Origin of the sequence: Cupriavidus pampae, assembly GCF_914271485.1 — a bacterium.
GTDB lineage: Bacteria > Pseudomonadota > Gammaproteobacteria > Burkholderiales > Burkholderiaceae > Cupriavidus > Cupriavidus pampae.
Map to the genome: position 1 here is coordinate 722,513 of NZ_CAJZAG010000002.1, position 14,180 is coordinate 736,692.

The window sequence follows — 14,180 nt, forward strand, 5'->3', positions numbered from 1 at the left end:
GGTACCCAAACCCGCGGGAGATGCTGATTCAGGAGCCCTCCACATCCGGTAGGCAATCCGCTGGTCGACAGTCCGCTGGTCGTCAGTCCGATATTCCGGCCCGCCTCGACCGCCTGCCATGGTCACCATGGCACTGGCGTGTCGCGATCGCCCTGGGCATCGCATGGGTACTCGACGGCCTGGAGGTCACACTGGTTGGCTCTGTCGGCGCGGTGCTCGAGCGCTCCGATACGCTGGCGCTCACTGCGGCAGAGGTTGGCTGGAGCGGATCGCTCTATATTCTCGGCGCCGTCGTCGGCGCACTCGTCTTTGGCCGCATGGCCGATCGCCTCGGTCGCAAGCGGTTGTTTCTTGCCACGCTTTTCGTGTACATGGGCGCGACGCTGGCCACCGCGTTCTCGCCCGATTTCGCTTTCTTCGCGTTCTGCCGGTTTCTCACCGGCCTCGGTATCGGAGGCGAGTACGCGGCCATCAATTCCGCGATCGATGAGTTGATTCCGGCGCGTGTGCGCGGGCGTGTGAACCTTGCCATCAATGGCAGTTTCTGGCTTGGCGCCGCGCTCGGTGCGGGACTGAGTCTCGTGGTACTGGATCCGCGCGTGCTCGGACCAGTATGGGGCTGGCGCGCTTGCTTCGCGCTGGGCGCGTTGCTGGCGGTGGCGATCGTGCTGATCCGCCGGCATGTGCCGGAGAGCCCGCGCTGGCTGGCCACGCATGGTCGGCACGAAGAGGCCGAGCGGGTCATCGCGGGGATCGAGGCCGAGGTGGCGCAGTGGCAGGCGAGGCGTGACGCGCGACGCCCGTCTTCGCTCCCCTCTCCCTCCGCGACAGGGGCCAGCGGTGAGGGCAGTGGCGCGCCGCGATCCACCACCACAACCACCACCGCCACCGCCACCGTGACCTACGCAAACCGAGCCGCGCCGTCGCTGCGCGAAGTGGTCGGCATCCTGCTGCGCCGTTACCGCACGCGCAGCATGGTCACGTTCGCGCTGATGGTGGCGCAGGCGTTCTTCTACAACGCGATCTTCTTCACCTACGCACTGGTGCTCACGCGCTTCGAGGGCGTGGCCGAGGAACGCGTGGCGCTGTACATCTTTCCGTTCGCGCTCGGCAATGCGGCCGGACCGCTGATCCTCGGACCGCTGTTCGACCGCGTCGGCCGCCGCAAGATGATCGCGCTCACCTACGTGCTGTCCGGCGTGGGCCTGGCCGCGACGGGGTACGCGTTCATGCACGACCTGCTCGACGCGCGTTCGCTCGCGCTGTGCTGGTCGGCGGTGTTCTTCCTGGCATCGGCCGCGGCGAGTTCGGCGTACCTGACCGCCAGCGAACTGTTCCCACTGGAGATGCGCGCGCTTGCGATCTCGGTGTTCTACGCGGTGGGCACCGGCACGGGCGGCTTTGTCGCGCCGGTGCTGTTCGGCATGCTGATCGAAACCGGCAGTCGTGAAGCGGTAGCGGCAGGCTACGGCGTCGGCGCGCTGCTGGTGATCGTGGCCGGGCTGCTGGCACTACGCTACGGCGTGGACGCGGAACGCCGCTCGCTCGAGGATATCGCACCGCCATTGCAGTGAAGCAACGCGAATCGCAAAAGCTTTAATAACGTAGCGGCATTTTGAGACGCGTCTCATATACGACGGATCCGGTTTCTCCAAAAATGAGGTTGTCCGCTGATTGGCGGGCAAATCATTGATCAACGGAGAACCTGATATGCATACGACTACCGAAAGCTTGAAGTCGCCGAAGCATCAGCACACGACCACGATCCCTACATGCAACTGCAGAACGCGGCGGTGGACCATCGAAGAGTTGCGCGCGATCGCAGCGGAAGCTATCCGAGAAGACGGCGAGGAGCCTACTGAGGAGAGCATCGACCGGTTGGTCCAGCGAAAGGCAGGTGGTCGCGAAGAACTCGCTGCGCTATCTGGAATTTTCTATGATCCCAGACGGCGTCCTGTGACTATCGAGGAGATGAATGAATCCATTGCGCAATGCGCTGTGGCATCGGGCCTCGGACTATGATCGGCGTTGACACCAACATTCTCGTGCGCTACTTCGCGAGAGACGTGCCAGAACAGTGGAGCCGGGCAGACAGGCTCGTCAACTCCTTCTCGTCGGAATGCCCTGGCTATATCAGTCAGGTGGCGCTCGTGGAGACGGTGTGGGTGCTGACGCGTACGTATGGTGTCAAGCGTCCCGGGATTGCCGCTGCAGTCAATCATCTCCTGTCAAGCCGACACCTTGTATTGGAATGTGGTGACGTCGTCGTGAGAGCATTGCGGATGTTTGAAACAGTGCCCTCCGACTTTTCGGACTGCCTAATCTACAAATCCGGTGTCAAGGCAGCGTGCCGGTACACGCTGACGTTCGACAAGGCGGCGGCGCAGCGGCTTGGGTTCAAGCTGCTGCACTAATATTTCGCGGCTCCCACGCCGCCTTGCCTCCCCAATTTCGATTCAACTCAATCCATCCAGCACCACGTGCTGCCCGTGCATGGCCTGGGCGCCGTCAGAGGCGAGGAAGGCTGCGACGCGGGCCACTGTGCCGGTCGAGACCCAGTGTGTGTGGTCGGCCGATGGCATGCTGGCACGATTGGCGGGGGTGTCGAGAATGCTCGGCGCAATGCTGTTGACGTTGATGCCGGCCTCACGAACTTCATGCGAGAGGCTTTCCACCAATCGTTGCAACGCGCTCTTGGAAGCGATATAGGCACCCATGGTCGCCGCGCCCGCTGACGCCGCGCGTGCGCTCACCGCAATGACCTTGCCGCTGCGCTGGAACATCATCGCGGGAATGAAATGGCCGGCCACGGCGATAAACGACCACGCGTTCAGATCCATCATGCGCATCCACGATTCGCGGCTCAGCGTGTGCGTGGCTTCGCCCATCTCGAAGCCGCCCGCGACATGCACCAGGACATCGACCGAGCCGAAGGCGTCCAGAATCGCCGCGGCGACCGGTGCCATGGCCGCGTCCGACGTCACGTCCGCCGCATGCAGCAGATGACCGCCATGATCGGGCTCCGGGTGGGCGAACACGCTCTGCAGGTGCTGGAGGTCACGGTCGATCAGCGCCAGGCGCGCGCCTTCACCGGCGAAACGGCTGGCCACCGCGCGGCCCAGCGCGCCGGCGGCGCCGGTAATGACGACATGGCGCACGGGGCGGGATTGGGTCGCAGGGCGCGGCGAGTTGGCTTCCGAAGCAGCTTCCATCGCAATCTCCATGGCAGGGGGTTCCTACACCATAGAACCCGTAACGCCCGCCTGCCAGCCCGGTCGGCACAAGCTACCCGCCGACGGCACCACGACGGCACCACAACTGTGCAGCGGCGAAAACCCAAAAGTGTGTATGGCCCACTCGCCGCCACTCGGCGATGATGCGGCTCCCCTATACCCCGAACAGGATCCGAAGTGTCCCAGAGCCGCGCCAGCCAGAGCGCCACGCTGATTGCCGTCCTTGCGCTGATCGGATCGATGGCATCGCTATGTGTCGGCACCTCGTTCGCGAAAAGCCTGTTCACCGAAGTGGGCGCGCAAGGCACCACCGCGCTGCGCGTGGGGTTTTCGGCTTTGATCCTGCTGGCGGTCTGGCGGCCGTGGCGTTTTCCGCTATCCGGCCAGCATGCGCGCGCCATCGCGTTCTATGGTGTGTCGCTCGGCGCCACCAACCTGCTGTTCTATATGGCGCTGCGCAGCATTCCGCTCGGCCTGTGCATCGCCATCGAGTTTATGGGCCCGCTGACCGTGGCCGTGCTGTCGTCGCGCCGCGCCATCGATTTCCTGTGGATCGCGTTTGCCGTGCTCGGCCTGCTGCTCCTGCTACCGATCGGCGAGACGGCCACCCATCTGGACCCGGTGGGCATCGGTTACGCGGTAGCGGCCGGCGTGGGTTGGGCACTGTATATCGTGTTCGGCCAGATGGCCGGCAGCGCGCACGGCGGCCAGGCGACCTCGCTCGGCCTGACCATGGCGGCGATCGTGGTCATGCCGTTCGGGCTCGCCCATGCAGGCACCACGATGTTTTCACCAGCTTTGCTGATCTCGGGACTGGCGGTTGGCATCCTCTCCAGCGCAATTCCGTACTCGCTGGAGATGGTCTCGCTCAAGCGCCTGCCGCGCCGCACGTTTGGCATTCTGCTCAGCATGGAGCCCGCGATGGGCGCGCTGGCCGGTCTGGTGTTCCTGCACGAACAGCTGAGCCTGATCCAGTGGCTCGCCATCGGCAGCATCATCGTGGCGTCGATCGGCTGCACTCTGACGGCGCGCGGCAAGCGCCACGTCGCCGATGAAGGTGTACCAGCCTAAGGGGGCTTGCTTAACCCCGAAACCAGTCGCGTTCGAGCCAACCTTCGCGCTGCGCCGTCGCTAGCGGCAGACTGACCTCATGCACGTAGGCGTCACCGGGAATGCGGCGCGTGGTGAAGCCAAGCTCGCGCATGATCGCCAGCATGCGGCGATTCTCGCTGAGCACGTCGCCGCGCAACCCACGCAGACCTTCGGCACACGCCCGTTGCCGGAGGTGCTCGATCAGCCGACGCCCGAGACCCTGCCCCTGCCATGCATCGGCGACCACAACGGCGAACTCCGCCTCGTTGGCATCGTTGACCACATAGACCGCGTTGGCGACCACTTCGTCATCGACCGTGACCACCAGCGCGGTATCGCGGCCGCCATGGCGGCCCAGCACGTTTTGAATCACGACATCGGCAACCTGACCGCCGGACAGAAAGCGGTAATAGCGCGACTCCCGCGACAGCCCATCAATAAAGCGCCGCAGTGCCGGCACGTCATCGGCCCGCGCGCCGCGCACAGTTACCTCGCGCTGGCCGCGCACGGGCCAGGAAAGCGCGTCAAGGTTGGCGTTGCGGTTGGCGGAAGCGGTGGGATTCGGGTCATTGCGTGCCATTTCAAAACCTGACTATTTAATTCGTAGTCAGGAGTATAGGCGCCATCCTGACTTTTGCAAATGAAGTCAGCGTGCTATTGTGCAAGCATCATGTCTTCTTCGCCCTCCTCTCCCGCCCCCGCTGCCGCGCCCGTGGCACCGCTGCCGCCGCCGATCGATCTGAGCCAGTGCTCGATCGCCGCCGCGCTGTCGTTGGTCGGCGAAAAGTGGACCATTCTGATCCTGCGGGACGTCTTTTCAGGCGTTCGGCGTTTCGACGACTTTCTCGCGCGGTTGCAGTGCTCACCTGCGGTCCTGTCCGCGCGGCTCAAGACGCTGACCGAAGCCGGCCTGCTCCGCAAGGTGAGCTACAAGGAACCGGGCGAACGCGAACGGTTTGGCTACCAGCCCACGCGGTCGGCCGTCGAGCTGCTGCCGGTGCTGGTCGGCCTGATGCAATGGGGCGATGCGCACCTCACGACGTGTGGCCAGGGCCCCGCCGAGATTCGCGCGCGCTCCAGCGGCCGCAAGGTCCACGTTGCCTTGATCGACGACAACGGCAATCCAGTCGCACCGAACGACATGGTGCTGCTGCACGTGGCCAAACCCGCGGTCTGATCTCTCCGCCGCCCGCACGTCCATCCCCCTGCCCCAAAACGCTGCACTGCACCATGACCGTGCGCCCGCCCCAAGGTGGCGCGGTGATTACGGTGCATCGGCGCGATCTTAAGGCCACATTCCCGCCCCATAAGTAATCTATAAAGCATATTTTGGCTTGGCACACCGCTTGCGATATAGGGAGCGGGCCGGTCAACGGCGATCCGCCCACCCCACATCGCACGTCGGCTATCCCATGTAGCCGGCGGTAGGACAACGGCGTCCCCAGAACTGGTCACTGATCAGCCTCTCGGGACGCCTTTTGTTTTTGGAGCCAACGAATGATCGGCAAAGCCACCCGAATCGACCTGCTGAGCATGAAGACGCCGCAGATGCGAGCCTTCCACCTGACCTGGATGGCGTTCTTCGTCTCGTTCTTCGCGTGGTTTGCCTGCGCGCCGCTGATGCCGGTGCTCAAGGGCGAATTCGGCCTGACGCCGAACCAGATCGCCAATATCAATATCGCGGCGGTCGCCGTCACCATCCTCGTGCGTCTGGTCATCGGCCCGATGTGCGATCGCTTCGGCCCGCGCAAGACCTACACCGCCCTGCTCGCGGTTGGCGCGCTGCCCGTGCTCGGCGTGGCAATGGCCCAGAACTACGAAACCTTCCTGTTCTTCCGCCTGCTGATCGGCGCGGTGGGCGCGAGCTTCGTGATCACGCAGTACCACACGTCCGTGATGTTCGCCCCCAACGTGGTCGGCACCGCCAACGCGGCCGCTGCCGGCTGGGGCAATGCGGGCGGCGGCGTGGCACAGGGCCTGATGCCGCTGCTGCTCGGCGCGGTGCTGTTCCTCGGCGTGGACCATACGCTCGGCTGGCGCATTGCGCTGATCGTGCCCGGCGTGCTGATGTTGATCATGGCAGCGGTGTACTGGCGCTTTACGCAAGACTCGCCCGAAGGCAATTTCTCCGACCTGCGCGCCCGCGGCATCGCGGTGTCGGGTGGCAAGGGCGGTGGCGGCTGGGCCAGCTTCAAATCGGCCAGCGCCAACTATCGCGTGTGGATGCTGTTCATTACCTATGGCGCGTGCTTTGGCGTGGAACTGTTCATCCACAACGTGGCGGCCACCTACTACGTTGATCACTTCGGTCTGTCGCTCAAGTCCGCCGGCCTCGCCGCGGCCAGCTTCGGTCTGCTCGCGCTGTTCGCCCGCGCCCTGGGCGGCTGGCTGTCGGACAAGGCCGCGCAACGCCGTGGCCTCGATGCGCGCTCGATGCTGCTGTTCGTATTCATCCTCGGCGAAGGCCTGGGCCTGCTGTGGTTCGCACAGGCATCGAGCGTGACGCTCGCAATCGTCGCGATGCTGCTGTTCGGCCTGTTCACGCATATGGCCTGCGGCGCGACGTATGCGCTGGTGCCGTTCATCGATCGCAAGGCACTGGGCGGCGTAGCCGGCATCATCGGCGCAGGCGGCAATGTCGGCGCGGTGGCGGCCGGCTTCCTGATGAAGGGCCTCGGCGATCTGCACCAGACGCTCACCTGGCTCGGCATCACGGCCACGCTGGCGGCGGTGTGCGCGATCGCGGTGCGCTTCAGCGCCGAGCACAAGGCCCGCGAGCAGGCGCTCTACGACAGCGCACTCGGCACGCAACCCTGAACAACATCCCTATCCCCAGGACAGCCATCATGAAAATCGTTATCGTCGGGCACGGCATGGTCGGCCATAAATTCCTCGAGGTCCTTGCCGACGCAGGCGCGGCCGATCTTGAGGTGACCGTGCTCTGTGAAGAGCCGCGCCCCGCATATGACCGCGTGCACCTGTCCGAATTCTTCGCGGGCAAGTCAGCGGACGATCTGTCGCTGGTGCCCGAAGGCTTCTTTGAGCAGAACGGCAACATGCTGCTGCGCCTGAACGCGAAGGCGACTTCCATCGACACCACCGCGAAGACCGTCACCGCGTCCACCGGCGAGACGCTGCCCTACGACAAGCTGGTGCTGGCCACCGGTTCGTATCCGTTCGTGCCGCCCGTGCCGGGCAAGGAGCGCAAGGACTGCTTCGTCTATCGCACCATCGAAGACCTCGAGGCGATGCAGGAATGCGGCACCCGCGCCAAGCGCGGCGTGGTGATCGGCGGTGGACTGCTCGGCCTCGAATGCGCCAAGGCACTGCGCGATATGAACCTCGAGACCCATGTGGTCGAGTTCGCCCCGCGCCTGATGGCCGTGCAGGTGGATGACGGCGGCGGCCGCATGCTGCGCCAGAAGATCGAATCGCTCGGCGTGACCGTGCACACCGGCAAGAACACCGTCGAGATCGTCGATGGCGAGACGTCCACGCATCGCATGAATTTTGCCGATGGCTCGCACCTCGAAGTGGACATGATCGTGTTCTCCGCCGGCATTCGTCCGCGCGACGAACTTGCGCGCGCCAGCGGCCTGGCGGTGGGCGAGCGCGGCGGCATCGTGGTGGACAACAACTGCCTGACGTCCAACCCGGACGTGTACGCGATCGGCGAATGCGCGCTGTGGCAGGGCAAGATCTTCGGTCTCGTCGCGCCCGGCTACGACATGGCCCGCGTGGCCGCGAAACACCTGCGCGGTGACGCTACCGAATTCGCTGGCGCGGACATGAGCACCAAGCTCAAGCTGATGGGCGTGGACGTGGCCAGCATCGGCGACCCCCACGGCAATGTGGCTGGCAGCCGTTCGTACCAGTTCACCGACGAACGCAAGCAGATCTACAAGAAGCTGGTGGTATCCGACTGCGGCAAGTATCTGCTGGGTGGCGTGCTGATCGGCGATGCGTCCGAGTACGGCACGCTGTTGCAGATGATGCTGAACCGCATCGAGTTGCCCGAGTCGCCGGAGTTCCTGATCCTGCCGTCGTCCGACGGCCAGGCCCGCCCCGCGCTCGGCGCCGACGCACTGCCGGATACCGCGCAGATCTGCTCGTGCAACAACGTCAGCAAGGGCCAGATCTGCGCGGCCGTGACGGACGGCGCCACCAGCATCGGCGCGCTGAAGTCGTGCACCAAGGCCGGTACCGCGTGCGGCGGCTGCGTGCCGCTGGTGACGCAGATCATGAAGGCGGAGATGAAGAAGCAGGGCATGGCGGTGAACAACCACCTGTGCGAGCACTTCCCCTACTCCCGCCAGGAGCTCTATCACCTCGTGCGCGTGGGCAAGTTCCAGTCGTTCGACGACCTGCTGGCCGCGCATGGCAAGGGCGCGGGCTGCGATATCTGCAAGCCGACGGTCGCCAATATCCTCGCGTCGTGCTGGAACGATTTCGTGCTCAAGAGCGAGCACGCGAGCCTGCAGGACTCCAACGACTACTTCCTCGGCAATATCCAGAAGGACGGCACGTATTCGGTGGTGCCGCGCATGCCGGCCGGCGAAGTGACACCCGATGGCCTGATCGCGGTGGGCCAGGTGGCCAAGAAGTACGGCCTCTATACCAAGATCACCGGCGGCGCGCGCGTGGACATGTTCGGCGCGCGCCTGGAACAGCTGCCGCTGATCTGGGAAGAACTGATTGCGGCCGGCTTCGAGTCGGGCCACGCGTACGGCAAGTCGCTGCGCACGGTGAAATCGTGCGTGGGTTCGACGTGGTGCCGCTATGGCGTGGACGATTCGATCGGCCTCGCGATCGAAATCGAAAACCGCTACAAGGGCCTGCGCGCGCCGCACAAGATCAAGTTCGGCGTGTCCGGCTGCACGCGCGAATGCGCCGAGGCGCAAGGCAAGGACGTGGGCGTGATCGCCACGGAAAAGGGCTGGAACCTCTACGTCTGCGGCAATGGCGGCATGAAGCCGCGTCATGCGGAACTCATCGCCAGCGACCTCGACCGCGCCACGCTGCTGCGCTACATCGATCGTTTCCTGATGTTCTACATCCGCACCGCGGACCGTCTGCAACGCACGAGCGTGTGGCGCGACAACCTCGGAGGCGGTCTCGATTACCTCAAGTCGGTGGTCATCGACGACCGGCTCGGGATTGCCGCCGAACTCGAATCCGAGATGCAGCACGTGGTGAACACCTACGAAGACGAGTGGAAGCGCGCGGTCACCGATCCGGAAACGCGCCAGCGCTTCCGCCATTTCGTGAACAGCGACCAGCAGGACAACAACGTCGTGTTCATGGAAGAGCGCGGCCAGGTACGCCCGGCCACGCCGGAGGAACGGAAATTGCAGCACGCGACACTGCGCCACATTCCCGTGGTGGCCGTGCCCGCAAACGCAGCATAAGCGCCAGATCGGCGCTGAAAACGAACGGAGAACGTGATGAGCCCTACGCATCAGAACGAAACCTGGACTGCCATCTGCACCTTGCGCGATATCGTGCCCAATACTGGTGTGTGCGCATTGGTCGACGCGCAGCAGGTTGCGGTGTTCCGCATCGGCCGCGGTGAAGAGGTGTACGCGATTGCCAACTTCGATCCGAACTCGCAGGCAGCGGTGCTGTCGCGCGGGCTGGTCGGCAGCCTCGGCGACCGTCTGGTGGTGGCGTCGCCGATCTACAAGCAGCATTTCGACCTGCGTACCGGCGAGTGCCTGGAAGTGCCGGAGTGCTCGGTGCAGGCGTATGCCGCCCGCGTCTATGACGGCAAGGTCTGGGTGGCTTCGGTCGCCACCGCGGTAGCACTGGAAGAAGCTGAGGAACTGGCAGCATGACCAGCACGCCAGCTTCCAGCAAGCCCCGCCTCGTCGTGGTCGGCAACGGCATGGCCGGCATGCGCACGGTCGAGGAACTGCTGAAGCTGGCACCTGACCTGTATGACATCACCGTGTTCGGCGCGGAGCCGCACGGCAACTACAACCGCATCCTGCTGTCGCCGGTGCTCGCGGGCGAGAAGACCGTCGACGACATCATGCTCAACACGCGCGAATGGTACGCGCAGAACGGCATCGAGCTGTTTGCCGGCGATCCGGTGGTGGCGATCGACCGTCCGCGCCGCATCGTGCGCGCGCAGTCGGGGCGCGAGGTGCGCTACGACCGCCTGCTGCTCGCCACCGGTTCCACGCCCTTCATCCTTCCGGTACCGGGACACACGCTCGATGGCGTGATCGCCTTCCGCGATATCCAGGACGTCGAGAAGATGCTGGCGGCCGCGCGCGACCATCGCCATGCGGTGGTCATCGGCGGCGGCCTGCTCGGACTCGAGGCTGCCAACGGGCTGCTGCGCCAGGGTATGCAGGTGACCGTCGTGCATATCGCCGACAGCCTGATGGAGCGCCAGCTCGACAAGCCCGCGGCGGCGCTGCTCAAGCTCGCGCTCGAGCGCAAGGGCCTGCGCTTTCTGCTGGGCGCGCAGACCGAGGCGGTTCTCGGCGATGTCAGCGAGTCCCCGCGCGTGATCGGCGTCCGCTTCAAGGATGGCAGCGAGATTCCGGCGGACCTCGTGGTGATGACCGCGGGCGTGCGTCCCAATATCGCGCTGGCGGCCAGCGCCGGCCTGCGCTGCGAACGCGCGATCGTGGTTGACGACACGCTGCAGACCTTCGATCCGCGCATCTACGCGGTGGGCGAATGCGTGCAGCATCGTCAGGCCACCTTCGGCCTGGTGGCGCCCATCTGGGATCAGGCGCGTGTCTGTGCCGCACACCTCGCGGGCGCGGGCCATCGCCGTTACGTGCAGCAGGCGACCGCGACCAAGCTCAAGGTCACCGGCGTCGATCTGTATTCGGCCGGCGACTTCATTGGCGGCGAAGGCAGCGAGGATCTCGTGCTGCGCGATGCGCGCCGCGGCATCTACAAGCGCCTGGTGCTGCAGGATGGCAAGCTCGTCGGCGCGGTGCTGTACGGGGACGTCAAGGACGGCCCCTGGTATTTCGATTTGATCCAGAACGGACAACCTGTGCACGCGCTGCGTCAGCGTCTGCTGTTCGGCAAGGCCCAGTGCGAGGCATTGCTGGCCGCCTGAAGACACCTGCTTCGAGAGACACCGCGTGAATCTATCCGATATTGCAGTGGTATCTGCAACCCCTACCACCACGACCTCCACCACGTGCCCGTACTGTGGCGTCGGCTGCGGCGTGCGTGCGACCGTGCGTGCCGACGGTCAGGTGGAGATCCAGGGCGATGCCGATCACGCGTCCAACCACGGCCGGCTTTGCGTCAAGGGTTCGGCGCTTGGCGATACGGTCTCCCTCGACGGACGGCTGCTGCATCCGCAGATGCGCGAAGCCGACGGCTCGCTGCAACGCGTGTCGTGGGATACCGCACTCGACGCGGTGGCGCAAGGTTTCTCGAAGATCGTCGCGGAGCACGGCCCCGATGCCGTGGCGTTGTATGTATCGGGCCAGATCCTGACCGAGGACTACTACGTCGCCAACAAGCTCATGAAGGGCTTTATCGGATCGGCGAACATTGATACCAACTCGCGCCTGTGCATGTCGTCGGCGGTGGCCGGTCACAAGCGCGCGTTCGGCGAAGACCTCGTACCGTGCAGTTACGAGGACCTTGAACTGGCCGACCTCGTGGTGCTGGTGGGCTCGAACACCGCGTGGTGCCATCCGATCCTGTTCCAGCGCCTGTTGAAGGCTCGCGAAGCGCGGCCCGAGATGAAGATCGTGGTCATCGATCCACGCCGCACCGCCACCTGCGAGATGGCGGACCTGCATCTGCCGTTGCGCGTGGGCAGCGACGTGACGTTGTTCAACGGCCTGCTCGCCTATCTGGCGCGCCATGGCCATGCCGACGAGGCTTTCGTCGCCGCGCATACCTCGGGGCTCGACGACACGTTGCGCGCGGCGGATGCCGAGGGCATGGATGTCGCGGCGGTGGCCCGCGCCTGCCGGCTCGATCCGCGTGACCTCGAAGCGTTCTACAAGCTGTTCGCGGATACACGCAAGGTTGTCACCGCGTTCTCGATGGGCGTGAATCAATCGTCGGCAGGTACCGACAAGGTCAACAGCATCATCAACTGCCATCTGCTGACGGGCCGCATCGGCGCGCCGGCGATGGGGCCGTTTTCGCTGACGGGCCAGCCCAACGCCATGGGCGGCCGCGAAGTCGGCGGTCTGGCCAATATGCTGGCCGCGCATATGGAGCTGGCCGACCCGCTGCACCGCGATATCGTGCAGACGTTCTGGCAATCGCCGGCGATGGCCGACCGTCCAGGCCTCAAGGCGGTGGACCTGTTTCAGGCCATCGAATCGGGCCGCGTCAAGGCGGTGTGGGTCATGGCGACCAATCCGCTGGTGAGCCTGCCCGATGCGGATCAGGCCCGGCGCGCGCTGGCCAAGTGCGAACTGGTGGTGGCGTCCGACATCGTGGTGAGTACCGATACCAATGACGCCGCCCGCATCCTGCTGCCCGCGCTCGGCTGGGGCGAGAAGGACGGCACGGTGACCAACTCCGAACGTCGCATCTCGCGCCAGCGCGCGTTCCTGCCGGCGCCGGGCGAGGCGCGCGCGGACTGGGACATCATCAGCGATGTGGCGCGCCGCATGGGCTTCGCCGGCTTCGACTACACCGCGCCGCACGAGATCTTCGACGAGCACGCGCGGCTGTCCGCGTTCCGTAACGGCACCGCCGACGACGGCGACGCCTGGCGCGCATTCGATATCGGCGGTCTCACAGGCCTGGACAAGAACGACTACGACACGCTGGCACCGGTGCAATGGCCCCTGCCCCGGGATGCGAAGGCCGGCACGCAGCGGCTGTTCGCCGATGGCCACTACGCCACGGCGGATGGTCGCGCACGCTTCGTACCGACGCCGCCACGCGCGCCCATGCATGCGCCCGATGACGACTATCCGCTTGTGCTCAACACCGGCCGTGTTCGCGATCAGTGGCACACCATGACCCGCACCGGTCGTTCGGCACGTCTTGGCGAACATATGCCCGAGCCGATCGTCGATATGCATCCACAGGATGCGCTGCTGTGCGGCGTCAGCGAGGGCCGTCTCGCACGCATCAGCAGCCAGTGGGGGGCGATGGTCGCGCGCGTACGCCACGGGGGTGGCATTGCGCGCGGCACGGTGTTCGTACCGATCCACTGGAACGATCAGTTCAGTTCCGACGCGCGCGTCGGCGCGGTGGTGAATCCGGTGGTCGATCCGGTCTCGGGCGAACCCGAGTTCAAGCACACGCCCGTGCGCATCGAGGAATTTCGCGTGTCGTGGCACGGCTTTGTGCTGGCGCGCGATGGCGTGGATCTGGAACGCCTGACGTGGTGGACGCGCGTGCAGGGACGCCAGTTCCACCGCTACGAGTTCGCGGGACGCGAGGCGATTAGCGACCGCTCGGCATGGGCGCGCGATCTGCTCGGCGTGACGGATGCCGATGCGGACTGGATCGAGTACGAGGATCGTACCGCCGGCGTGTATCACGCGGGGTATGTGGTGGACGACCGGCTCGTGGCCTGCGTGTATGTGTCCACGCGCCCCGACCTGCCTTCGCGTACGTGGCTGTCGCAACTGTTCGCGCATGAGCGGCTCGAAGATGCGGACCGTATCGGCCTGCTGCTCGGGCAGCCGATGGAAAAGGTGGCGGATGCCGGTCCAACCGTCTGCTCGTGCTTCGGCGTCGGGCGCAATACGATCTGCGACGCGGTGCGCAAGCACGACCTCAAGACACCAGCCGAGATTACCGCGTGCGTGAAGGCTGGCGGCAATTGCGGCTCGTGCGTGCCGGAGCTCAAGAAGCTGCTGGTGGAGATTCGCGTGGAAGAGACCGCTTGAGAAAGCG

Annotated in this window: 11 protein-coding genes; 9 read left to right on the forward strand and 2 right to left on the reverse strand. The window is 65.2% G+C overall.

The window, feature by feature from the left end; genetic code table 11:
- Positions 1-20: 20 nt before the first annotated feature.
- Together LDO41_RS07495 and LDO41_RS07500 are read left to right on the forward strand one after the other, a co-directional pair.
- Positions 21-1,574, forward strand: coding sequence for an MFS transporter (locus LDO41_RS07495; protein WP_223983994.1), 1,554 nt, complete (start codon positions 21-23; stop codon positions 1,572-1,574).
- 444 nt (positions 1,575-2,018) lie between these two features.
- On the forward strand, positions 2,019-2,414 hold the full coding sequence (locus LDO41_RS07500; RefSeq protein WP_223983996.1) for a PIN domain-containing protein: 396 nt from the start codon (positions 2,019-2,021) through the stop codon (positions 2,412-2,414).
- 42 nt (positions 2,415-2,456) lie between these two features.
- On the opposite strand, the gene LDO41_RS07505 is transcribed toward LDO41_RS07500, so the two are convergent.
- Positions 2,457-3,212: an SDR family NAD(P)-dependent oxidoreductase gene (locus LDO41_RS07505; protein ID WP_223984005.1), complete on the reverse strand. Its 756-nt coding sequence runs from the start codon at positions 3,210-3,212 to the stop codon at positions 2,457-2,459.
- A 261-nt stretch (positions 3,213-3,473) separates the two neighbouring features.
- Between LDO41_RS07505 and LDO41_RS07510 the strand changes: the two genes are divergently transcribed.
- Complete coding sequence (locus LDO41_RS07510) at positions 3,474-4,304, forward strand: EamA family transporter (RefSeq protein ID WP_377741438.1); 831 nt, start codon at positions 3,474-3,476, stop codon at positions 4,302-4,304.
- A 10-nt stretch (positions 4,305-4,314) separates the two neighbouring features.
- Here the strand turns inward: LDO41_RS07510 and LDO41_RS07515 are convergent, their stop codons facing one another.
- Positions 4,315-4,905, reverse strand: a complete 591-nt coding sequence (locus tag LDO41_RS07515; RefSeq protein ID WP_223984010.1) for a GNAT family N-acetyltransferase — start codon at positions 4,903-4,905, stop codon at positions 4,315-4,317.
- Positions 4,906-4,995: 90 nt separating this feature from the next.
- Here LDO41_RS07515 and LDO41_RS07520 point away from each other — a divergent pair, with 90 nt between their 5' ends.
- From LDO41_RS07520 to LDO41_RS07545, 6 genes are all read left to right on the forward strand, one after another.
- On the forward strand, positions 4,996-5,502 hold the full coding sequence (locus LDO41_RS07520) for a winged helix-turn-helix transcriptional regulator (protein ID WP_223984013.1): 507 nt from the start codon (positions 4,996-4,998) through the stop codon (positions 5,500-5,502).
- A 320-nt stretch (positions 5,503-5,822) separates the two neighbouring features.
- Entirely contained in the window at positions 5,823-7,142 is a 1,320-nt protein-coding gene (locus tag LDO41_RS07525) for an MFS transporter (RefSeq protein WP_223984016.1), read from the forward strand.
- Between the two features lie 29 nt (positions 7,143-7,171).
- A complete protein-coding gene (nirB, locus tag LDO41_RS07530; RefSeq protein WP_223984019.1) occupies positions 7,172-9,733 on the forward strand; it encodes a nitrite reductase large subunit NirB in 2,562 nt (853 codons plus the stop codon).
- A gap of 36 nt (positions 9,734-9,769) precedes the next feature.
- Positions 9,770-10,159 (forward strand): nitrite reductase small subunit NirD, encoded by a 390-nt coding sequence (gene nirD / locus LDO41_RS07535; protein WP_223984022.1) that lies wholly within the window; start codon positions 9,770-9,772, stop codon positions 10,157-10,159.
- Positions 10,156-11,409: an NAD(P)/FAD-dependent oxidoreductase gene (locus LDO41_RS07540; RefSeq protein WP_223984023.1), complete on the forward strand. Its 1,254-nt coding sequence runs from the start codon at positions 10,156-10,158 to the stop codon at positions 11,407-11,409. The genes nirD and LDO41_RS07540 overlap by 4 nt, the downstream gene beginning before the upstream one ends.
- A gap of 25 nt (positions 11,410-11,434) precedes the next feature.
- Positions 11,435-14,173, forward strand: coding sequence for a nitrate reductase (locus LDO41_RS07545; RefSeq protein ID WP_223984026.1), 2,739 nt, complete (start codon positions 11,435-11,437; stop codon positions 14,171-14,173).
- Positions 14,174-14,180: the final 7 nt, after the last annotated feature.

Coding starts and splice junctions, on each gene's coding strand:
- LDO41_RS07495 (WP_223983994.1), top strand. CDS start 21: ATGCTGATTCAGGAGCCCTCCACATCCGGTAGGCAATCCGCTGGTCGA.
- LDO41_RS07500 (WP_223983996.1), top strand. CDS start 2,019: ATGATCGGCGTTGACACCAACATTCTCGTGCGCTACTTCGCGAGAGAC.
- LDO41_RS07505 (WP_223984005.1), bottom strand. CDS start 3,212: ATGGAAGCTGCTTCGGAAGCCAACTCGCCGCGCCCTGCGACCCAATCC.
- LDO41_RS07510 (WP_377741438.1), top strand. CDS start 3,474: ATGGCATCGCTATGTGTCGGCACCTCGTTCGCGAAAAGCCTGTTCACC.
- LDO41_RS07515 (WP_223984010.1), bottom strand. CDS start 4,905: ATGGCACGCAATGACCCGAATCCCACCGCTTCCGCCAACCGCAACGCC.
- LDO41_RS07520 (WP_223984013.1), top strand. CDS start 4,996: ATGTCTTCTTCGCCCTCCTCTCCCGCCCCCGCTGCCGCGCCCGTGGCA.
- LDO41_RS07525 (WP_223984016.1), top strand. CDS start 5,823: ATGATCGGCAAAGCCACCCGAATCGACCTGCTGAGCATGAAGACGCCG.
- nirB (WP_223984019.1), top strand. CDS start 7,172: ATGAAAATCGTTATCGTCGGGCACGGCATGGTCGGCCATAAATTCCTC.
- nirD (WP_223984022.1), top strand. CDS start 9,770: ATGAGCCCTACGCATCAGAACGAAACCTGGACTGCCATCTGCACCTTG.
- LDO41_RS07540 (WP_223984023.1), top strand. CDS start 10,156: ATGACCAGCACGCCAGCTTCCAGCAAGCCCCGCCTCGTCGTGGTCGGC.